The organism is Candidatus Bathyarchaeia archaeon, assembly GCA_038873195.1.
Classification (GTDB): Archaea; Thermoproteota; Bathyarchaeia; order Bathyarchaeales; family Bathycorpusculaceae; genus DSLH01.
The window spans coordinates 156221-176571 of sequence record JAVZEV010000002.1 but is presented as its reverse complement, the minus strand read 5'-3'; the positions used below and the strand labels follow the sequence as shown (position 1 = coordinate 176571).

At 40.9% G+C, this 20351-nt stretch carries 19 protein-coding genes; 13 read left to right on the top strand and 6 right to left on the bottom strand.

Annotated features, from left to right (window positions below; genetic code table 11):
• Window positions 1-966 (top strand): chloride channel protein (locus tag QXW63_09095; protein ID MEM3462043.1); only part of this gene is annotated, 966 nt, incomplete at its 5' end.
• Here the strand turns inward: QXW63_09095 and QXW63_09090 are convergent.
• Entirely contained in the window at window positions 963-2330 is a 1368-nt protein-coding gene (locus QXW63_09090) for an ArsB/NhaD family transporter (protein ID MEM3462042.1), read from the bottom strand. The genes QXW63_09095 and QXW63_09090 overlap by 4 nt on opposite strands.
• Window positions 2331-2548: 218 nt before the next feature.
• Between QXW63_09090 and QXW63_09085 the strand changes: the two genes are divergently transcribed.
• Genes QXW63_09085 through QXW63_09070 form a run of 4 tightly spaced genes read left to right on the top strand, consistent with a single transcriptional unit; the run spans window position 2549 to window position 9149 of the window.
• Window positions 2549-4585, top strand: a complete 2037-nt coding sequence (locus QXW63_09085; GenBank protein ID MEM3462041.1) for an NADH-quinone oxidoreductase subunit L — start codon at window positions 2549-2551, stop codon at window positions 4583-4585.
• Window positions 4586-4596: 11 nt separating this feature from the next.
• The gene (locus QXW63_09080; GenBank protein ID MEM3462040.1) at window positions 4597-6075 is read left to right on the top strand and encodes an NADH-quinone oxidoreductase subunit M; all 1479 of its coding nucleotides are present in this window, start codon (window positions 4597-4599) and stop codon (window positions 6073-6075) included.
• 12 nt (window positions 6076-6087) lie between these two features.
• Entirely contained in the window at window positions 6088-7590 is a 1503-nt protein-coding gene (locus QXW63_09075) for an NADH-quinone oxidoreductase subunit N (protein ID MEM3462039.1), read from the top strand.
• 17 nt (window positions 7591-7607) lie between these two features.
• A complete protein-coding gene (locus QXW63_09070; GenBank protein ID MEM3462038.1) occupies window positions 7608-9149 on the top strand; it encodes a Coenzyme F420 hydrogenase/dehydrogenase, beta subunit C-terminal domain in 1542 nt (513 codons plus the stop codon).
• Between the two features lie 295 nt (window positions 9150-9444).
• On the opposite strand, the gene QXW63_09065 is transcribed toward QXW63_09070, so the two are convergent.
• Together QXW63_09065 and QXW63_09060 are read right to left on the bottom strand one after the other, a co-directional pair.
• Complete coding sequence (locus QXW63_09065; GenBank protein MEM3462037.1) at window positions 9445-10023, bottom strand: hypothetical protein; 579 nt, start codon at window positions 10021-10023, stop codon at window positions 9445-9447.
• On the bottom strand, window positions 10001-10570 hold the full coding sequence (locus QXW63_09060; protein ID MEM3462036.1) for a hypothetical protein: 570 nt from the start codon (window positions 10568-10570) through the stop codon (window positions 10001-10003). Before QXW63_09060 ends, QXW63_09065 begins: the two co-directional genes overlap by 23 nt.
• Before the next feature lie 172 nt (window positions 10571-10742).
• On the opposite strand from QXW63_09060, the gene QXW63_09055 reads away from it, so the two are divergent.
• From QXW63_09055 to QXW63_09040, 4 genes are all read left to right on the top strand, one after another.
• Complete coding sequence (locus QXW63_09055; protein MEM3462035.1) at window positions 10743-11348, top strand: class I SAM-dependent methyltransferase; 606 nt, start codon at window positions 10743-10745, stop codon at window positions 11346-11348.
• A 210-nt stretch (window positions 11349-11558) separates the two neighbouring features.
• The gene (locus tag QXW63_09050) at window positions 11559-12101 is read left to right on the top strand and encodes an O-methyltransferase (protein ID MEM3462034.1); all 543 of its coding nucleotides are present in this window, start codon (window positions 11559-11561) and stop codon (window positions 12099-12101) included.
• 147 nt (window positions 12102-12248) lie between these two features.
• Window positions 12249-15101 (top strand): ABC transporter substrate-binding protein, encoded by a 2853-nt coding sequence (locus QXW63_09045; protein MEM3462033.1) that lies wholly within the window; start codon window positions 12249-12251, stop codon window positions 15099-15101.
• 391 nt (window positions 15102-15492) lie between these two features.
• On the top strand, window positions 15493-16002 hold the full coding sequence (locus tag QXW63_09040) for a hypothetical protein (GenBank protein MEM3462032.1): 510 nt from the start codon (window positions 15493-15495) through the stop codon (window positions 16000-16002).
• 427 nt (window positions 16003-16429) lie between these two features.
• On the opposite strand, the gene QXW63_09035 is transcribed toward QXW63_09040, so the two are convergent.
• Together QXW63_09035 and QXW63_09030 are read right to left on the bottom strand one after the other, a co-directional pair.
• The gene (locus QXW63_09035) at window positions 16430-16825 is read right to left on the bottom strand and encodes a hypothetical protein (protein ID MEM3462031.1); all 396 of its coding nucleotides are present in this window, start codon (window positions 16823-16825) and stop codon (window positions 16430-16432) included.
• A gap of 168 nt (window positions 16826-16993) precedes the next feature.
• The gene (locus QXW63_09030) at window positions 16994-17185 is read right to left on the bottom strand and encodes a MarR family transcriptional regulator (GenBank protein ID MEM3462030.1); all 192 of its coding nucleotides are present in this window, start codon (window positions 17183-17185) and stop codon (window positions 16994-16996) included.
• A 171-nt stretch (window positions 17186-17356) separates the two neighbouring features.
• On the opposite strand from QXW63_09030, the gene QXW63_09025 reads away from it, so the two are divergent.
• Window positions 17357-17497, top strand: a complete 141-nt coding sequence (locus QXW63_09025) for a hypothetical protein (GenBank protein ID MEM3462029.1) — start codon at window positions 17357-17359, stop codon at window positions 17495-17497.
• A 4-nt stretch (window positions 17498-17501) separates the two neighbouring features.
• Here the strand turns inward: QXW63_09025 and QXW63_09020 are convergent, their stop codons facing one another.
• Window positions 17502-17726, bottom strand: a complete 225-nt coding sequence (locus QXW63_09020; GenBank protein ID MEM3462028.1) for a hypothetical protein — start codon at window positions 17724-17726, stop codon at window positions 17502-17504.
• A 227-nt stretch (window positions 17727-17953) separates the two neighbouring features.
• On the opposite strand from QXW63_09020, the gene QXW63_09015 reads away from it, so the two are divergent.
• The 3 genes from QXW63_09015 to QXW63_09005 are packed head-to-tail and all read left to right on the top strand — an operon-like array spanning window position 17954 to window position 20345.
• Window positions 17954-18319 (top strand): hypothetical protein, encoded by a 366-nt coding sequence (locus tag QXW63_09015; GenBank protein MEM3462027.1) that lies wholly within the window; start codon window positions 17954-17956, stop codon window positions 18317-18319.
• A gap of 60 nt (window positions 18320-18379) precedes the next feature.
• Window positions 18380-19297 carry a class II fructose-1,6-bisphosphate aldolase gene (gene fba, locus QXW63_09010; protein MEM3462026.1) on the top strand — a complete coding sequence of 306 codons (918 nt, stop codon included), beginning with the start codon at window positions 18380-18382 and terminating at the stop codon, window positions 19295-19297.
• Between the two features lie 19 nt (window positions 19298-19316).
• Window positions 19317-20345 carry a 6-phosphofructokinase gene (locus QXW63_09005; GenBank protein ID MEM3462025.1) on the top strand — a complete coding sequence of 343 codons (1029 nt, stop codon included), beginning with the start codon at window positions 19317-19319 and terminating at the stop codon, window positions 20343-20345.
• Window positions 20346-20351 lie beyond the last annotated feature (6 nt).

The following is a 20351-nucleotide window of genomic DNA, read 5'->3' as shown; positions in this document are numbered from 1 at the left end:
ATAAGCAGAACTTTGGCTTCTGCGATAACCATAGGTTTTGGTGGAAGCGCTGGATTAGAGGGACCAAGTCTTTTGTTAGGTGGAGGAATCTCTTCGTTTATTGCTAGAAGGCTAAAGTTGGATCAAAAAGATGTAAAAACACTGTTTCTGTGTGGAGCAGCAGCGGGATTTTCAGCGATCTTTAAGGCTCCATTGACGGGGATATTATTTGCCCTTGAAATACCTTACAAGAGAGATGTTGAAACCGAGGTTTTTATTCCAGCGTCTATTGCTTCTGTTACCGCCTATTTTACGTCCGCCATAACCCTTGGAACAGAAACCATTTTTCCAACTCCAACATTTATTATACCAACTCTTTCCACCCTTATGCATGCAATTTTTCTAGGAATCCTAGCGGCGTTAGTTGCGTTGGCATTCATGGAAGCCCTTGAAAGAACAAACATCATAAGCAAACGGCTTGCCAGCAGACTTCCAATGTTGCTTATGACAATATTTGCTGGATTAATTCTCGATGTCATAGGCTTGCTTTACCCTGAAGCGCTTGGGCTAGGTTACGATTTCATTCACAAAATCACAATAGCCGAATTAGGAGAATTAGCTTTGACAAATTTGACCGCACTTTTAATTTTAAAAATTGTAGCCACAAGCATAACACTGAATTTCGGTGGAAACGGGGGACTATTCATTCCATCGCTTTATGTTGGCGGCGCACTTGGGCTCATTTACGCACAAACTTTGAACCTTGAGACGCCTGTTTTATATGTCATATTATCAATGGCTGCAGTGCTGGCTGCGACGAGCAAAAGCCTTTTGACAAGTATAACTCTGGTTGCTGAAACTATGGGTCCAAGCTTTATAATCCCCACCGTTGTTTCCGCTGCTGTCAGCTATTTTCTTACGGGAAGCAGATCATTCTATAGAAGTCAACTTGTGAATAAATTGCAAGCAAGGCATGTGCAATGCTAAAGTTGAATGTTCAAGTTTAAATTTAAGAAAGCAATTTCAAACCATAAAACCAAGGATGCTACAGTAACCTCAATAATTGACACGACTGAACCGACTTTCAAATAATCCCTAAGCCTTATTTTAACGCCTTTTCGGCGCATTGTTTCAAGCCACATTAAAATTGCTAAAGACCCGAGAGGGAAAAAGTGTGGACCCAAGTTGTTTCCAATAATGTTTGAGAAAACCATGCTTGTGAGGCTCTGCGAGTTTAGGCTAACGCTGTTTGCTGCATGCTTTATCGATAAAAGGCCAAGGATGGTCATCGGCCAGTTGTTCATGGCGCTTGCGCCGATTGTAACGACCATGCTTGGTGCAAGCACAGATAGAAACAGCGGCAATGAAAGAGTTTTTGTGAAGAGGTATGCAAAGAATTCCACAGCGCCAGTATGCCTTAATCCTTGAACAACTAGGAATATGCCCATCATGAAGAGCAGAATGTCCCAGTTGATCTCCTTTGCTAGGCTTTTTACGCCTTTGCGCTCTTCTTTCAACATTGAAGGCTTGTTTAAAGTTATTATGTAAATTCCTAGAAGAAACAATGCACCAGAGCATATGACAATTGAAACTGGGAGCCTGTTCAAAGAGGCTAAAACATAGCCGACGTCAATTGTAATCAAGGTTACTATGCTTATCCTTAAAAGCGTGGGAGTTATCAACTGTCCTTCAACGTTTAAGGCTTCCGCAAGCTCCATCGAATAGGATTTTGGAACATTTTTTCTAAAGAAGGCGTAAACCAGAAGGAGACTGCTTATTATGGTGGCTATGGCTACTGGTCCCATAAAGATCAGGTGGTCAATGAAGCTGTATTTGAAAAAGTCTGCGCTTACAATGTTTATTGGATTGCTTGTAATCAGTGGCATTGCAGCGGTGTCAGCAATCAGCCCGGCAGAGAAAAGGTAGGCTAGTCTTCCTTTAGCATCTATCTTCAATTGACTGATGATTTCAAGAACTATTGGCGTTAGTATAAGCACGGCGCTGTCGTTTGCAAAAAGTATGCTTACACAAGCAGTAAGCAAGGAAATGTAAAAGTAAAGTTTTAAGCCGCTTCCACCAGCCAACTTAACCACTTTTATGGCTGCCCACTTGAAAAATCCCATGGCGTCTAACGTCACTGATAAAGCTACAATTCCAATGAAGGCTAAAGCAGCATCCCAAATGTCAACAAACGCCACAGCCGCATCGTTTAACGTTACTGTGCCGAGCAGAAGTGAAGCTGCTGCGCCTATACCGGCAGCCAAACCCAGACTTATACCGTGGGGACGTTTAATCATCAAGAAAAGCGTTATTATGAAAATTGCCAATGCAGTCACTGAATGGTAGTCCATGGTTATCAGCGATGCAGACTTTATAGTTCATAATAAAACTGTTTCGTTAATAATTATGCAATTTCATGGGTAAAACTGCTTAATCGCCGCTTTACGCCAGACAAAATTTAAATTGCTGACTTTATATCTCAAAAGGTTAATCTAAAATGGGTTAAGAAGGCGTAAAACACGAGAGGCGCACAAAAGAAACTGAACATTATCTTTAAAGAAATGAGGCGGTGAATTTGTTTCCATATGCGCCTTGGCTCGTTTGGGCATTTCCAATTGTTTCCGGTCTACTGGTCCCATTAATTGCACGTTTCAACAAGAAGGCTAGAGATTACTTCGCCGTAACCGTGTGTTTAATCACTGTAGCATTCGCTTTTTCCATGGTTCCAGACCTTTACTATAACGCTTTTGGAGATTCCAGTTTAACAACATCTTGGATTTCATCATTAAGTATCAGTGCAGGCGTATACGTTGATCCGTTAAGTGTTTTGCTTGCTTGTTTGGTTACGTTCTTCGGTCTTGTGATAACTGTTTATTCTTTGGGTTACATGACTGGTGAAGAAGGCTTAACGCGATACTACTTCTTCATGCTTCTTTTTATAGGCTCGATGACGGGCTTGGTTATGTCAGATAATTTCCTTCAAATGTTCATATTCTGGGAGATGGTTGGACTATGCTCTTATTCGCTTATTTCCTTCTGGTATAAGCGTCCAGAAACGGTCCGTTCAGCCACCAAAGTTTTTCTCATGACTCGTGTAGGCGACGCTTGCCTCTTAGCGGGGATAAGTATCCTCTACGTAAACTTGGGCTCGTTTTCATTCTCTTACATTGTAACCAACATAGGAAATGTGCCAATGCCATATCTAACAGCAGCAGCCTTTCTAATGCTCGCTGGAGCCGTCGCAAAGTCGGCACAGCTTCCGCTTCACACATGGCTTTACAGCGCCATGGAAGCACCTACATCCGTAAGTGCGCTTCTGCATTCTGCGACAATGGTTAAGGCAGGAGTTTACTTGGTTGCCCGATTAATGCTCTTGTTTGGCGCTTTAACGGCTTTAATTCCCATGTGGTTGCCATCAATCCTCTGGATTGGCACAATAACAGCGTTTATCGGCGCTACTCTGGCTTTATCCACAACAGACATTAAAGGTGTAGCTGCTTATTCCACAATAAGTCAGATAGGTTTCATGTTTGCAGCCTTAGGCACAGCATCCTCCGCTTCATCGGCTGGCTGGTTTGCAAGCTTACTTCACCTAGTAAGCCACGCGTTCTTCCAAGGTCTCGACTTCCTTCTGATAGGCGGAATCATCCATGCGACAAAAACACGCGATATGCGATTAATGGGCGGATTAAGGAAGACAATGCCGATAACGTTTGCGTTCAGCATTATTGTATTGCTGGCTCGCGCTGGAATACCTCCCTTCATAAGCTTTTTCAGCAAAGAACTAATCTTCCAAAGCGTTCTATCGTCTGGAAACTTGTACGCCACGCTTATACTTTATGTTTCCACAACAATTACTTTTGCCTACACCCTACGGGTTGTCACACTTGTATATTTGAGGGAGAAATCAGAGTATTTGAGTCAGATTCACGTGCATGAAGCACCAAAAATAATGATTTTCTCATCCGGAGCCCTCGCATTTTTTTGCGTCATTTCAGTTTTGTTTGGAAATGAAATTTCACAATTCATGCAAGCTAATGTGAAAATAGGCTTAAGTGAAGTGTTTAACCCATCAACTTTGATCTTTCTCTTCACACTTCTTATGGGAGGATTTCCAGTATACCTTACCTATTACAGAAAACTTTCGTTGCCAGAACAAATAAGACAGTTGCGCGGTTCCATAAACAAAGTTTTGGAGAACGGTTACTTCTTTGACGCCCTATATGAAAAAGTAATTCTGCATGGGGTTTTACTGCTTTCATCAAGTCTTAAGCGTGTGGACTCATCCTTTTTTGGACAACTGCCTTATTTCGTCGCCAATGGTATTATGCGATTTTCCAGAATTTTTTATGAGCATGTTGAAAAATCCTTCTTTAACCGTCTGCCTTATCTTTTCGCAAATGGAGTTATGAATGTGGCTCATGGAACCCAGAAGTATTTAGATATTCTTGCCGACGAACTTTTATATCTTGCAACTAACAAGACTCTGGCTTCAGCATCTAAAATAAGAAGGATAAGGTCTAGCTCTATAGAACATTATGTGGCAGCAGCCCTAATCGGATTTTTGATAATCCTTATACTAATAATAGTTACAATGCTAAGATAAGAGGCGAAAAAATGCAAAACACACTTTTGTTAACAATAATTTTGCCTGCATTGGCTGTTCCATTCGTTTATTTTTCAGGCAAAAAATCTCCTAAAAGTGCAGCCTTCTTAATAGCCTTACTATGCCTAATTAACGTCGCAATTTTCTCTACAACTGTGCCAACAATCCTAAACAGTACAGACCACAAGTATGTCGAATCTTACTATTGGATTCCGGTTCTCCACGCTTCTTTTACACTTTTCGTAGACGGAATAAGCCTCTCAATGGCAATAATAACCCTAATACTCATTCTAGCAGCCGCGCTCTTTTCAATAAATTACATGCAAGAGAGGAAGGGGCTAGCTGAATACTACGCTCTTTTAACATTGCTTTCAATAGGGCTTGTTGGCGTCTTCATTACATCAAACCTTATGTTATTCTATTTCTGCTGGGAACTGATGCTTCTACCATCATACTTCATAATTGGCGGATGGGGCTACAAGGAACCATACAGAGCAGCCTTCAAATTCTTCATATTCACCCACGCTGGTGCAGTCTTCGTCTTATTGGGCATAGGCGCAATATTCATGGTCACAGGCGACTTGGACATGTTCCAAGCGCAAACCGCGCTAATGATAGCTAACCCAGAGCTCGTCAAATGGATACTGCTATCTCTGACAGTTGGTTTCGCAGTCAAGATGGCTGCAGTTCCGGTTCACATGTGGTTGCCCGACGCACATTCCGAAGCACCTGCACCCATGTCTGCATTATTAAGCGGCGTAATAATCAGCGCCGGCGCTTACGCAATACTACGCGTATCTCTAGGGACAGTTTTTCCAGCAGTGATGGCAACAGATTTTGGAAACATCTTCCTGCACGGATTAACTATTTTTGGAATAATATCCGCCTTTTTTGGTTCCTTAATCGCCTTGGTGGAAACTGACATAAAACGGATAATCGCCTATTCTAGCATAGCCCACATGGGCTATGTTCTCTTCGGGCTTTCACTCTTTCCATTCCAAGAACCCGTCACAGGAACAGTTTTACACCTTGTAAACCATGCCGTGAGTAAAGGCTTATTCTTTTTGTCGGCAGGCGCCGTTATGAAACAACTTGAAATTCGCGACATACGTGAAATGGGCGGGCTTGCGGGGAAAATGCCAATTACAGCCACCGTTTCTACAATAGCAGCGTTAAGTATTGCAGGAATACCACCATTTGCATGTTTCATAAGCGAATTTCTGATATTTGTTGGAGCATTTCAAACAATCAAAATTGAAAACTTCTATCTCATTCCAACAGCACTGATGCTTGTAGCCACAGTTTTGTCCCTAGCCTACGCTCTAAGATTTTTAAGCCACGTCTATCTCGGCGAAACAAAACACGAAAAAGTTTCCGATGCTCCCCCCTATATGAAGTTAGCCATGATTATTCTAGCCGTGCTCACAGTTATACTTGGAATATGGCCCACATTCTTCATACAACTAATTTCAAGCGTAAGCTTTGTCTAGTGAGGAACGCAGATGATAGAGCTTTTGGATGCATCTTTACCAATAATCGCCTTCGTTTTGTTTTCTCTTTTAACGATTCCAATTGTTAAAATTACTCGTAAAAAAGGAAGCGGGAAAAATGTTTTGATTCTTTGTTGGTTCTTAACAATTTTCGTTATCGCCGGTCTGACTGTAGCGAACCTTGCACTGAAATATTATGCTGAACCATCCCCTCAGCCTTTTATAAACCTGTCTCTAATTGAAGGTTCCTCAACTATTTTCTCCAGCAGGTTTTTGGTGGATGCAGTGTCAGTTTACATGGCGATAATTTTCACAGGCGTAGGGGCAGTTGTTACCGTATACAGCCTCTTTTCCATAGGTTCTGATGGAGAGCTTTCAGAACGCTATTACACTGTTATGTTAATGACTATTGGCTGCGTTATAGGAACAGCCCTTGCTGGCGATTTATTGACGCTTTTCATTTTTTGGGAAGCAACAGCCGCTGGCTCAAGCTTCTTAATGCTATACCAAAAAACAGCAAAGTCATTGCATGCCACGCTAAAGTATCTGATCATGATAATAATAGCTTCAGCCTTCATAATTTATGGGCTTTCAGTGATTTACGCCCTTACAGGTTCGCTTAATTTTTGGGAGGTAAAACATGCACTGGCTTCTCTTGCGGATAAGCACTTACTTGAGATGGCATTCATTTTTATTGCAGCAGGATACTCGATAGAAGCGGCTGTCGTGCCATTCCACATGTGGTTGCCAGACGCATACACAGCAGCGCCAGCCTCTTCCTCAGCCTTTCTTTCAGCCATCGTTGACCAAGGAAGCTACTATGTCTTGCTAAGAGTTCTCATCTACATTTTGACCCCGCCAACCGTTTTGCCATGGAACTTCTTGTTTGCAGTTCTTTCAGCGTTAACAATGGTTGTTGGCAACCTGTTCGCTTTGACCGAAAGAAACGTGAAACGTTTAATCGCTTACATATGTATTGCAGATGTAGGCTACAATCTTGTAGCAATAACAAGCGTAACACCACTAGGCATAATGGGGAACCTCTACTTCTTCCTTATAGGTGGAATAACAACAGCCCTCGCGTTCATGACCGTAGGAATATTTAACAGCATGGGCTTCAAAACTTTAGAAGACTTTTCTGGAATTGGAAGAAAAATGCCACTTACAAGCTTAATTCTACTTCTATCAGCCTTTTCATTCGCTGGGGTTCCACCCTTTGCTGGTTTTATGGCTAAGTATTTAGTTTTTACATCAGCAATAGAAGGCAACCTTGGCTGGCTAGCGGTAATAGGCGTCTTAACCAGCGTCATCCAAGCTGCATACCTTTTGAGGCTAATCAACTATATGTATGGAAAAAAACTGATGCGAGAAACAGAAACTAAAATTAAAGAACCAAAGAAACTGCTTGTTCCAATGTTCATCCTTGCCATCGCGATAATCGTTTTAGGCGTTTATCCAGCAGCAGTTTTAAACCTCATAGACCCAGTAATGCAACAGTTTCCTTTTATGCCATAACTTTCTCTAAATATTAAATGGAGGAGTCGCAAACGCAGACAAACAAAAATAGATTAATAGCTTTCGATGATTTAAAACGACTTGTAATAGATCATGATTTTTGCACCGCGTGTGGCGCATGTGAAGCCGCTTGTCCAATCCACGCCATAAAACTTGTAGAGAACAAGCCTGATAGACTGTATGATTGTTCTGAACATTTGAACACTTGCCCGGTCTGTTACGACATATGCCCACACACCGACGCACTATTATATGAAACATTAAGGTTCGTGGCGGATGCACCACATAGAAGAGAAGCATTAGGCTATTATAGGAAGATTCTACTTGCACAAGCAACTAACCCAACAATAAGAGAAGCAACAAAAAGCGGTGGAGTTATAAACGCTTTACTCAATTTCGCCATCAATCAAAAAATAATCGACAGCGCCATTGTTTCAAAGGTTTCTCCAAGCTTACCAATAAAAGTTAAGCCTCAAATAAGCCTCGTGCCAGACGACGCCCTTTCCGCTGTAGACTCAAAAATCATGCCCAGCGCAGTTGCAGAAGCCTTTGGTCGCGCAGTCTTTGAACATGGAAAAGTTCACATAGCCTTCGTTGGAATCCCGTGCCATGTCCTCGCCCTTCGAAAACTTGAGGCTTGGCAACATAAATTTATCGACAGCTTGGAAATAACAATAGGGCTTTTTTGCCTATGGACTTTCTCAATTGGCCGACTGTTAGAATATCTTCTGCAAGAACATAACGTTGCAGCTAACGAAATTAAGAATGTTGACTTGGAAGGAGACAATTATGTGGTGACAACGGGAAATCACATATTCCGAATTCCTATAGCAAAAGTCAAACCTCACATCATGAACCGCTGCAGAACATGTACAGACTTCACATCTGAACTTGCAGACATAAGCGTTGGCGGAGCACCCCCACTAAAAGACTGGTCAATAATAATAGTCAGAACCAAAAAAGGCGAAGACTTACTTAACCTAGCAGTTGAAAAGGAAATCTTAACAACCAAAGAAATAGCCACAGAACCAGACACACTAGCACACTTAATCAACATATCAACTCAAAAAAGAAACCACGCATTGCAAGAAAGCAGAAACATGGAAAAAGAAGGCATAACAATACCCACAGCCGCAGAGTTCCACACAAAGCCAACACCAACCGAAATCAGCATACTAAATGAAATGAAAGTAGAACAAATTATGACCAAAAACGTCATCACGCTAACGCCTACAATGACAATAAATGAATTCTTTGACAAAGTAGCAGAGCACCATCACATAGGCTTCCCAATAGTAAGCGAGTCCGGCAAACTCTTAGGAATAGTTACATTGCAAGACGTAATGAAAGTTCCAAAAGAAAGAAGAAACAAAACATCTCTCGGGGAAATCTGCACAAAAAAATTAGTCACAACTTTTCCAGAAGAATCAGTAGCAGAAGCCTTCGAAAAAATGAACAAACACAACATTGGAAGACTACTGGTCGTCAGCAAGGAAAACAAGGAAACACTGCTTGGAATCCTAACAAGAAGCGACATAACACACGCATTAAGAACCTAACATAAAAAGCAATTAATATCCGATCTATTCCATTAACAGCGACTAACAGAAAACAAACGAAGGTTGACCTGAACTTTTATTTTTAATTTCCTTCATGTAGCTTAAGTCATTCGCAAGGCATTTCCATAGACTCTGTGAGATATGCAGAAATGCATGCTTCAGCGATCACTTTACTAGCAGAAGTTCCTTCCGCCCACTCTTAAGAAGATATGGACAAACAAAAAAGGCACTCATGGAGAAGGATAGAGGATAAGTAAATAGCGGTGTAAACTGGAAACGCGAAGAGTCTAGATTCTTATTTTTCTTCTAGTTTCTTATCTTTATTGAGTGTTAACGATTCAGTACTTTTAGCCCTCTTAACTGGAGTTTTTTTCGCTACGACAAAGAAAAGAATGCTTGCTATGAGACATGTATACCAGCCTATATCAGGGGACACGCTCAGTTGCGTTGGCACGTTTGAGGCATGCATATTGAACTTTAAAATTTCTGCTATGAACAATATCACTCCTAACATTGATATTATTCCAAAAAACCTTGCTATATTCCTAATGACTTTCGCTTCCCTTTCTAGATAGGCTTCGTCAACCTCGACGAGGAACCGATTCAAAAAAAGCATACCTCCTAATATTAATGATGCCAGGGCGAATATAAAAACTAAATTTAACCATGTAACGTCAATCCCTAGCGCTATAGCAAAGTATTTATTTCTTCCGTAGGGAGAATACTCTGCTTTCCTTAAAATGCTACTTTCATCTTCAGAAAAATTGAGAACAAGTGAAATATCCAAAGAAAAAGCCGAAAGAATCAATATTACCGCGCAGAAGATTACTGAAAACTTGAGAGTTTTTGATTCAACAAGCTTGATGTTTTGCATCTTCTTTTTTTCCTCCCATACGCCATGATATAGGCTTAAGTGACGATAACAAAATTCCAGCGGAAATCAAGCATGCTCCTAAAAAGAGCTTCAGAAAAGATTCTCCGAACCAAATGCCAAACAACTCCTTTTGAGATGCTGTCATGAAAATAAAGTTAAAAAAGCAGGCTTGAATTAAAACTAGCAACAACAAGAAAACACCTAGGATACTAAACTCCTTAACCAACTTAAATATATAGAGCTCCTTTCCTTGTTCTCTTTTAGTAATTAACTTATATGACAAACTTAAGACGGACCCTATTATACCAATAATTCCTGCTATCCAAATTAGGTTCATAAGCTTAATCATGTTTGCGTCATTAAATATTCGAGGAGTAAAATATGGATCGTTTCCGTCAACTATAAGTTTCATATTTTTTGGCACATCAAAACCATATACGCATAATATAATCGATCCTACCAATATCAATAAGTCATCTGTTATTAGTAAGTTCCGTTGTTGGCGCATAAATTTTTTTATATGATAACATTTTATAAATTTTTCCATTTTGACTTTACATATACGGAGGACACACAATTATCTAGAACAACATAATGCCATCAATTATGCGAGAGCCCAAACAATTTAGGAGAAAGTTTTTAGCATAACAAATGGAGCTTTCCTCCACAATCCCTTTTTCTATGATAGGATGCGCATTCTCCCCTCATATATGGAGATGATGGAGAAGGTTGCTGAAAGCTTGTCTCCCAAAAAGAATAGCGTATACCTTGATTTGGGGTGTGGAACAGGCAACCTAATACAACTGCTCATATCAAAGGGCGCAATCGTATATGGGTTAGACTATTCCTTTTCAGCGTTGAAAGTGGCTTACGCAAAAATGAAAAGGCAAAAAGCGGCGTATTCCGCCAAAATTCACCTTTATAGGTTTGTGGATAAACTGCCTTTCAAGGATGAAAGTTTAGATGGAATTTCCGCAGTTAATTTCATCAGCTATATACCACCCTATTCCGTGCAAAGGCTGGTTTCAGAGGTAAAAAGGGTTTTAAAGAAGGGCGGTAGGCTAAGCCTCGTATACGTGCAAACGGTCGCCTACACAAAAGGAGTAAGCGACTACAAGCTGCTTATAAAACAGAAACCGCTCCAAGCAATAACTTCAACACCATTCTACTTGGCTGTAGCCCTAATGAACCTCCCCATGAAACTAAAAACAAACATAATCCACTACAAAAAAGAATACATCGAAAACCTCATGTCCAAAACAGGCTTCAAAAACATCAAAACAACCCCCACATACTACGGAAAAACAACCCTATTAACTACATGAGAAAAACCTGCAGAATGAAATAGGTAAAACGAAGGAAAGCTAAAAATTTTCGTAAAAGACAGCGGCAACAAACACCATCAAGGGTTAGGTTTTCTGTTAACGATGACTAATAGAATATGATTCTACGCTTTAACATTTTGATGTTCTCGATGAGTTTTTATTTTGGCACGACCACAGTATTGGCGCAGCCTGTAGGTTGGATAAGAACAGATGGGCAAAGTGGAGAAGGTTTTGAGCGAAATTGAGAGCAAAATTAAAAAAGGTAAGTTTTTACCCATTGTCGGGCCTGATAGAGGTCGAATTTTAGTTGAAATTATTCGCGAGATTAAACCTAAACATGTTTTGGAAATTGGAACTTTTATTGGTTATTCAGCGATTCTCATGGGAAAAGAATTGGGAAGCGATGCCCAACTGATCACCATAGAGATTGATCCTCATGCAGCAGAAATTGCAAAAGATAACATAAAAAAGGCGGAAATACCGCCGAAGGTTAAAGTTTTGGTCGGCGACGCTCTTGAGATAATTCCGAAGTTAAGGGGAAAGTTTGATCTTGTTTTCATAGATGCTGAGAAACGGCAATATCTGGATTATCTACGGTTAATCGAGGATAAACTCCACAAAGGAAGTGTTGTGATCGCAGATAACGTGGACCATGCGCCGGACTATCTGGATTATGTAAGACACTCAGGAAAATACGCGAGCAAACACATATCAGCAAGTGCTGGAGGTCTCGAAGTAAGTTTTAAACTTTGAATGCCATTAGTTCTGTTAGGAGACACTAAAAGAACATAACAAAAAGTCTGAATAATTTTTATTTTGATTTTCCTTTTTATAGAAGTTACTTCCACAAATGTTAAATTTTTATTTTTTAGAAAAGCTATTACGAGAGAAGGGAGAATGATGAGTAAAGAAAAATTGTTTGTCATTGTGACATCCGTTTTGCTGCTGTTTGGGTTGATTCCAATGGTTAATTCGGAAACAGTGCCGAATCCAGATCATATGATAATTGCGCGTAGTAATTTGCCTGGAAACATTGACCCTGCACTTTTATGGAGTAGTAATGATTTTGAGTTGGCTTTGAATGTTTATGAACCTTTGATATTCTATGATAGAGAGCGCATTAACAGTTTCGTTCCGCGGCTTGCCACCTCTTGGAATATGAGTGCTGACGGTCTTAATTATACATTTGAGATAAGGCAAGGAGTAAAGTTTCATAATAATGATACACTTACAGTAGAGGACGTTGAATATTCTTTTGAACGCATACTTGTGATGGACATCAACTGGCCGTCTGCTTTTCTCTACGATGCGTTGTTTGGTTTAGCCGGAAGTAGAGATGAGTATGGAAACATCATCGTTAATGCGTCTTTACTGGATGGTGCAATCACCAGAACCGACACAACCGTTACTTTCCATCTATCCAGACCCTATGGGCCATTCTTGCAAGTCTTGTCAGTTTTCGGATTTATTGTCAACAAGGACTGGTGCATTGCGCATGGCGAGTGGCCGGGAACATGGAACAATTGGACGCTATATAACAAACCAGAAAACTCTCAGATAAATATGATGAATACTGAGCCACCGGGACCACACATTGATGCAATGTGTGGAACTGGTCCTTTCATGCTTGATTATTATCAGCGTGGAGTCAATTACTCTCTGGTTAAATTCGATGATTATTGGGGCGGTTGGCCTGCTCCTGGCGCAAATGGTTTTCTCCAGAGAGTCACTGTTCGCGGGATATCAGACTGGGCGACGAGAAGGGATCTGTTTCTTTCAGGGGAACTTGACAGTGTTGATGTTCCACGAACTTCTTGGAGCGAAGTTTTGGGACAACCTGGTGTTCGCTGCGTATATCCATTACCTGAGTTGGTGTGCGAAGCTATGTTCTTTACCTTTAACATTTCAACATCAAGCGAATACCTCGGCGTTCCAGGAGGATTGCCACCGGGAACATTTAGTGAAAATGGAATTCCGCCAGATTTCTTCAATGATATAAACGTTAGAAGGGGTTTCGCCTACTCCTTTAATTACACAAAGTTAATAAATGATGTTTTGCTTGGAGACTCTCGTCAACCAGCGACGCCTATAATACCGGGTTTGCTTTACCATAATCCCGCGCAAGAAAAATACACATTCAATTTAACGAAGGCTGCTGAGTATTTCCAAGAAGCGTGGAACGGACAAGTGTGGGCTAACGGCTTTAACGTCACTATTCTTTATAACGTAGAAAGCATTATTCGCTTAAGAGAATGTGAGATTCTTAAAGAAAATGTTGAAGCGCTTAATCCAAAGTTTCATGTCCAAATACAAGGTGTAACTTGGAATATATATAATTATCTGATCAATAGACATGAGGCACCAATATTTATTATGGGCTGGCTTGCCGATTTTGCTGATCCGCATGATTTTGCTTATGGTTTCATGAGAAGCGGTAGAGTTTTTCCTGCGATGCAAAATTACATGAATGAAACAATTGACGAGCTTGTGGATCTTGGGGTGGCTGAAACGAATGAAATGCTACGTAAGGAGATTTACTACGAACTACAGAGACTTTATTTTGAAGATTGCCCAGCAGTAACCCTCTTTCAACCAATTGGAAGAAGGTTTGAACGTGAATGGGTTCAAGGATGGTATTACAACACAGTAATAGGCTCTTATGGAAGTAATTACTTTTATGTTCAGTGGAAAGAGTATATTCCTCCGATTTCATTAAATTCCGGCGAAAACATTGTTGATGATACCTCATCTACCGACACTATGGTATTAATTAACACGACATCTCCAGGAAACATTACCATAAACAGCTATGACATCAACCTTGAAGGAACAATTGAAATGGGCATAGAAGTTCACTGTGTCAAATGTGTAACTGTTGAAACAGATTTACCCCCTGAGAGCATAACTTTTCCAATAGAAATCCGCATCTACTACACGAACCAGGAAGTGATATCAGCGTATGTTGACCAGTCAACATTGCGCATGTTCTACTGGAATGGAACAAGCTGGATACTTGAAAATGATACAGGCGTGGTTACACCTTCAGACATTCCTGGTTATGCAGGCTATGTTTGGGCAAAAATATATCACCTAAGCCTATTCGCCATAATGGGACAACCTCCTCCAACAACATATTCTTTGACCATTTCAACCACTACGGGTGGAACAACAAGTCCAACGCCAGGAACATACATTTATCTGGCTAATTCTTCAGTTCAAGTTACAGCAATCCCAGACACAAACTATGTTTTCGACCACTGGGAACTCGACACAATAAATGTCGGCTCAGCGAACCCCTACTATGTCCTAATGGATAACAATCACACACTAAAAGCAGTATTCACATACTTGCCGCCTCCGCCGCCACTTTCAGTTTCCATAAGTCCGCCTTCAGCCTCAATCCTCGTAGGCCAATTGGTAACCTTCACATCAACAGTTTCGGGCGGATACACACCATACGCCTACCAATGGTATCTTAATGGTAATCCAGTTTCAGGGGCCACTTCAAGCGCATGGGCCTTCACGCCAACTACAAGTGGAATCTACTACATTTATCTTAAGGTCACAGATGATAAAGGCAACACAGCCCAATCAGACACAGCACGCATAACAGTTGCTGCAATCCCAGTTGGAGGATACTCAATTCCAATAAACATTAAAGCAAACAAAGAACCAATTATACCATACATAATGCTAGCAGCAATCCTAACAATGGCCTTCACAGCAATAAAACGAAAAACAACCAAAAAATAAGCAATAATATATCCAGAAATTCTTTTTTAGATATTCTGTTAGTAACGTTTAATCGATAACTGGAAAAGGTTGGCTTTGATTTAATGTGGTTAGCCCTTGACAGACTTGACGTGGAAAGGCTCTATATAAAGCGCGGCTTGAAGTTTTTGAAAATTTTCTAATATTTATTTTTCTGGCGTTGTCTGTTAACGTGAATTAACAGAACATGCCCGTTCATGGGTTTCTGGGCGGGTGGGCGGTTTTCTAACAGGAAAACCAGAAAATTTGCCAAAGTGAGAACGCAATGAGAGTATAAATATGTGAGGCTTATTCTCTATAATAGTATATTATTATTACTAGTGTGGAGGGGAGGGGGTGTTTGAGTTTTCTATTTTTCTAATGGGAAACGCGTATGCCTCGTCCGAAAAAGTATGTTGATGCGGAACCGCATTGTTTTCATGTTGACGGTCAAGTGTACGCTAGGCTTAAGCATGTATTGGCGGAAAAGTTTAGCAGGTCCATAAGTGAAGAGGTTAATGACTTATTGCGGAAGCGTTTAGCTGAATTGGAGGGCACGCAGCCACCTGCCCATGAGGCTGCTGACTATGAGGCTCTAAAGCGTGAGTATGCCAAGCTCTTTGATGAAGTTGAGCGCCTTAAGACAGCGCTCAAAAAGATTGGATGTTACGATGAGCTGATGAGCTTAGTGTGTGAATTGGGGTTAGACTTTGGTGATTTGCATAACATGTGGGATATTGTGCCGGAGCTTATGGAAAGCTGGGAAGACCGAGGACAAACCCACCAGTTCATAACCCTAATGGAAAAGGCCAAAAAGAAAAAAGAACTAGAACGAAAACTCACACAAATCAGAATAGCAATATCAAAGAAAACCCAAAACAGCAACAACACTCCCGCATCTTAGACTATTAAAAATTTGCCCCGGGACAAAAAGCCCAACGAAAACTCTTCTCGTCTCCTAATAGTCTTTAGCTTGCGTTAATGCAAAACTTTCGCTTCCTATATTTTCTTCACTCTGTATTGTTTTACGTGTGGTTCGGTTATTTTCTATTTAAATGTGGTTTTGGGCTCCCTCCCCGAGCGTAGTATGTAAGAAATTATATACTTATACTCTCACTGTTTCGCTGTTTTTGCTTTTTGGAACGTTTTTTCTATTCAGAAAATCCTGCCTGCCAGTCTTAAGTCGTGGAAGATTGTGTTCTGTTAATCCCCAAAACAGTTTTCCTTAAGCCCCTCAGCCTAGACAACAACGCTTAGAAACGCTTTCCGTAAAACTTTAATATAACACGCGAAAAATCCACTTATTCAAATCCCGCACCCCGCGCCACAGTTTATTCAACCATTGTGGGATGAATTAGTTGGTTGCAATGTGGGCAGTGTACTAGTCCTTTGTCTCGTAGGGCTCTCCAGCGTTTTTTGCAGAAGGGACATTGAAATAGTATGGTGCCGCTATAAATAGTTAGCCATTGTCGACTTAAAATTAATACTATGAAGCCTGTAGAGATTAGCGCGGCTCCTAGGATTATTAAATATGCAAGTTTGAATTCGACGGCTAGAATGAAATCAAGCTTTTGCGTCCAAATAGCTGTCCAGAAACTTTGGAGTGGATTTTGAGCGGAAATGTTAGGCCAAGCTTCCCAGATGGTTATGGAAATGAGAACTAATCCTATTAGACAAAGCGTTATTCCCAATGCGTAGCCAGGTTTCTTTTTTCTAAGGATTCTCAATTAAATGCACAACTCGTTTGATTAGTTTTATTTGTGAATATTTAATAACTTAAATATTGCGATTTAATAATCAACACTTTGCAACTCACCAAAACAAACTAAACACACTAACTGAATCATACATTAAACGTGATTACCGGAAACGCTGAATAAATGCTAAAAAATTAACTAGCAATTTGCCAGTTTGTACTGGCGATTCTGACAATCAACCATTTCATTCTCAAACAACTTACGCAAAGCCTTGAAAACTTTCTTCTCAGACTCTCCAGTTTTCTGGGCGATTTCCGCGAGTGTCAAAGGCTTATCAGAATTTTTTAACGTTTCAATGACGAGTTCATCAACCTTGTTCAGTTTTACCATGTGAATCACTCCATGATTGAGCGAACATGCCAGTTTTAGAGTTTATGTTTCATTTTTTTCTTATAAGATTTTTCAATGCAAGTGTTAGGTGTTAAGCATTAGATAGTTTTATTTTTGCATAATCAATATAGAAGAATTAGGCTGTAAAATAGTGATTGGAGGTGAGAGTGAATGGCGAAGAAAGGTTCGCAATATAAATGTGAAGAATGTGGGCTTGTTGTGGTTGTTGACAAGGCGTGTGGATGTGCTGCTTGCGATTTGATTTGTTGCGGGGTTCCTATGAAAGAGATGAAACCGAAAGCTAAGAAGTAAACAGTTACGCTTGCGCTTGCTTATTCCATGCTTCTTTCAATTTCAAAAGAAAGTCTTCTTCGTTTTCTGCTAGTTGCTTTTTAACTTCTTTCCACGCAGCCGGACAATCCTTATATTTCACATGGACAATGCTGTGGATTATCCTGTCAATTTCTCTTCTGTTCTCGTCAGTAACTTGTATTCCTGCTTTCTTGAAAATTTCTTTAAGATGCCTAAAATAACAAGTCATGGCGCATGCCTCTAAATAATATTCGACTTTTCCTCCCATATAACTTTCTAAAGTTGTCTTGTAAATTCTTATTATTTATCTGTATTTGAGATTCACAATGGTTATTGATTTCGAACGCACAAAAATGTATGATGTTCCGAGTCAGAACCGTGCTAAATTTTCTTTTTCTCGCCATTATACTATTGAGCACTGTATGTCAGGTTAAAGCGGCCACCAGAAGCTTTACCGTGCCAAGCGGCGAAGAAGTCACAGAAGTTCTCAACCTCGCAGTAGAAGACCACGTTACGATAATATTTACGGTCGGCGGATTAACTGAAGGCACCATTGATTTCTACATGACCTTTCCTAATGGAACTGTGAAGGAATTCGGTAGAAAAGCGTCTCTCGATTATAGGTTTGTCTGCGATTTCAAAGGCGAATATGTTTTGCATTTCTTTAATAAATATTCATCGCAGGATGTGCTTGTCACGTTAAATTATGAAATTCAACACTACATCTTCGGAATTCCGCAAATGTTTTTCTTTACGCTGACAATCGCGGCAGTTTGTGTGGCTGCGGTGGCAGCTTTTATTCTTATGGGAAAACCACATTAGTTTCTTGGTGGTGTAAATGATTTATATCGATTCAGTTAATAACAAACTGTGGTGGGAAAAATGCTCGTAACTAACAAGGATTTGTTGGTGCCGGCTAGCCGGAAAGGCTATGCTGTTGGAGCCTTTAACATAAATAATTTGGAGGCTTTGCTGGCTGTTAGTGAGGCGGCTGTTGAGGAGAAATCGCCTGTTATAGTTGCTGTTACGCCGAGCGCGATTAAGTATGGTGGTTTGGCTTATCTATCCGAAATTGTGAAGACTGCTGCGAAATCGGTGCCAGTGCCAATGTCGCTTCACCTTGACCACGGCGAAGATTTTGAGACAGTTTCGAAGTGTGTTGGGGCTGGTTTCACGTCTGTTATGATTGATGGTTCCTTTTTGAAGTTTGAGGAGAATGTTGCTTTGACGAAGCGTGTGGTTGATTTGGCGCATCCGAAAGGGGTGGCGGTTGAGGCTGAGCTTGGAAGACTTGCGGGTGTGGAGGAGAAGACAGTTGAGGAGAAAGAGGCTGTATTGACAGACCCTGAAACGGCGAAAGAATTTGTTAAAAAAACTGGTGTGGATGCTCTTGCAGTGGCGATTGGGACGTCTCATGGTGCTTACAAGTTTAAGGCTGAACCGAAACTTGATTTTGAAAGGTTGAGGCAGATTAGGGAAAAGGTGGATGTGCCGCTTGTGTTACATGGTGCTTCAAGTGTTCCTCAGTGGATTATTGAGAAAGCCGTGAAATACGGCGCTGAATTGGCTGGGGCGAAGGGCATTCCAGAAGAGCACATTAAAAAGGCGATTTCTTTGGGAATTGCAAAAATAAACATTGACACTGATTTGAGATTGGCTTTTACAGCCACTGTCCGTGAAGTTTTGGCGAAATCGCCGAAGGAGTTTGACCCGAGAAAAATTTTGGGTCCAGCTAAGGAAGCAATGAAAGAGGTTGTTAAGGGTAAAATGCGGTTGTTTGGAAGCTCTGGAAAAGCATAGTTTACGGTGAACAGCGCATATGAAGGTTGGAGTTTTAAGTGGTGGAGGCGATGCTCCGGGAATTAACGCTGTTATTCGAGCGGTTGTTAGGAAAGGTATTCAGAATTATGGTTATGAGATTGTAGGTATAAAAGATGGCTGGCGTGGACTGCTTGAGGACGAATTTTTGCCCTTAAATTTGAATGCTGTCTCGGGTATTCTTCCGCGTGGTGGCTCCATATTAGGCACTTCAAGGACGAATCCGTTTAAACGTGAAAAGGGACCAGAGACAATTATGAAAAACATTGAAAAGGCTGGTGTTGACGCTGTGGTTGTTATTGGCGGCGACGACACGTTAAGTGTAGCCTACAAGATGGGAACTTTTGGGCTCAAATGCGTGGGTGTTCCAAAAACTATTGATAATGATTTGTCTGGTACTGATTACACTTTTGGCTTTAACACGGCTGTTGCAATTGCCACTGAAGCTCTTGACAGGCTTCATACGACTGCAGAAGCTCACAATCGGGTAATAATTCTCGAGGTTATGGGAAGATACACTGGTCACATTGCTTTGGAAGTGGGACTTGCTGGTGGTGCAGATGTTATTTTGATTCCGGAGAAACCTTTTGACATAGATGAAGTTTGCAGGTATATTAGGCGTAGGCAGGAGCGTGGCAGAAACTTCAGTTTGATTGTTGTTGCTGAAGGTGCAAAACCGAAGGGTGGAAAAGAAATTGTTTACAGTGAAAGCATAGACGAGTTTGGGCACATAAGCCTTGGCGGTGTTGGTTATTTTCTTGGGAAAGAAATTGAAAAGTGTACGGGCATAGAAACACGTGTAGTAGTTTTGGGGCATCTTCAACGCGGCGGTTCTCCAACAGCTTTTGACAGAATATTAGCCACGCGGTTTGGGATAGCCGCCATAGACCTTGTTCATGAAGGAAAGTTTGGGCTCATGGTTGCTGTTCAAGGGAACAAGATTGTTTCGGTTTCGCTTAAAGACGTGGTTGGTAAGCGTAAACCTGTGGATTTGGAACTTTATGAAATAGCGAGCGTGTTTTTCGGTTAAGAAGAA

Bases quoted from the DNA above. Each gene is read 5' to 3' on its own strand.
- QXW63_09090 (MEM3462042.1), bottom strand. From the start codon at position 2,330: ATGGACTACCATTCAGTGACTGCATTGGCAATTTTCATAATAACGCTT.
- QXW63_09080 (MEM3462040.1), top strand. From the start codon at position 4,597: ATGCAAAACACACTTTTGTTAACAATAATTTTGCCTGCATTGGCTGTT.
- QXW63_09075 (MEM3462039.1), top strand. From the start codon at position 6,088: ATGATAGAGCTTTTGGATGCATCTTTACCAATAATCGCCTTCGTTTTG.
- QXW63_09070 (MEM3462038.1), top strand. From the start codon at position 7,608: ATGGAGGAGTCGCAAACGCAGACAAACAAAAATAGATTAATAGCTTTC.
- QXW63_09065 (MEM3462037.1), bottom strand. From the start codon at position 10,023: ATGCAAAACATCAAGCTTGTTGAATCAAAAACTCTCAAGTTTTCAGTA.
- QXW63_09060 (MEM3462036.1), bottom strand. From the start codon at position 10,570: ATGGAAAAATTTATAAAATGTTATCATATAAAAAAATTTATGCGCCAA.
- QXW63_09055 (MEM3462035.1), top strand. From the start codon at position 10,743: ATGGAGAAGGTTGCTGAAAGCTTGTCTCCCAAAAAGAATAGCGTATAC.
- QXW63_09050 (MEM3462034.1), top strand. From the start codon at position 11,559: ATGGGCAAAGTGGAGAAGGTTTTGAGCGAAATTGAGAGCAAAATTAAA.
- QXW63_09045 (MEM3462033.1), top strand. From the start codon at position 12,249: ATGAGTAAAGAAAAATTGTTTGTCATTGTGACATCCGTTTTGCTGCTG.
- QXW63_09040 (MEM3462032.1), top strand. From the start codon at position 15,493: ATGCCTCGTCCGAAAAAGTATGTTGATGCGGAACCGCATTGTTTTCAT.
- QXW63_09030 (MEM3462030.1), bottom strand. From the start codon at position 17,185: ATGGTAAAACTGAACAAGGTTGATGAACTCGTCATTGAAACGTTAAAA.
- QXW63_09025 (MEM3462029.1), top strand. From the start codon at position 17,357: ATGGCGAAGAAAGGTTCGCAATATAAATGTGAAGAATGTGGGCTTGTT.
- QXW63_09020 (MEM3462028.1), bottom strand. From the start codon at position 17,726: ATGACTTGTTATTTTAGGCATCTTAAAGAAATTTTCAAGAAAGCAGGA.
- fba (MEM3462026.1), top strand. From the start codon at position 18,380: ATGCTCGTAACTAACAAGGATTTGTTGGTGCCGGCTAGCCGGAAAGGC.
- QXW63_09005 (MEM3462025.1), top strand. From the start codon at position 19,317: ATGAAGGTTGGAGTTTTAAGTGGTGGAGGCGATGCTCCGGGAATTAAC.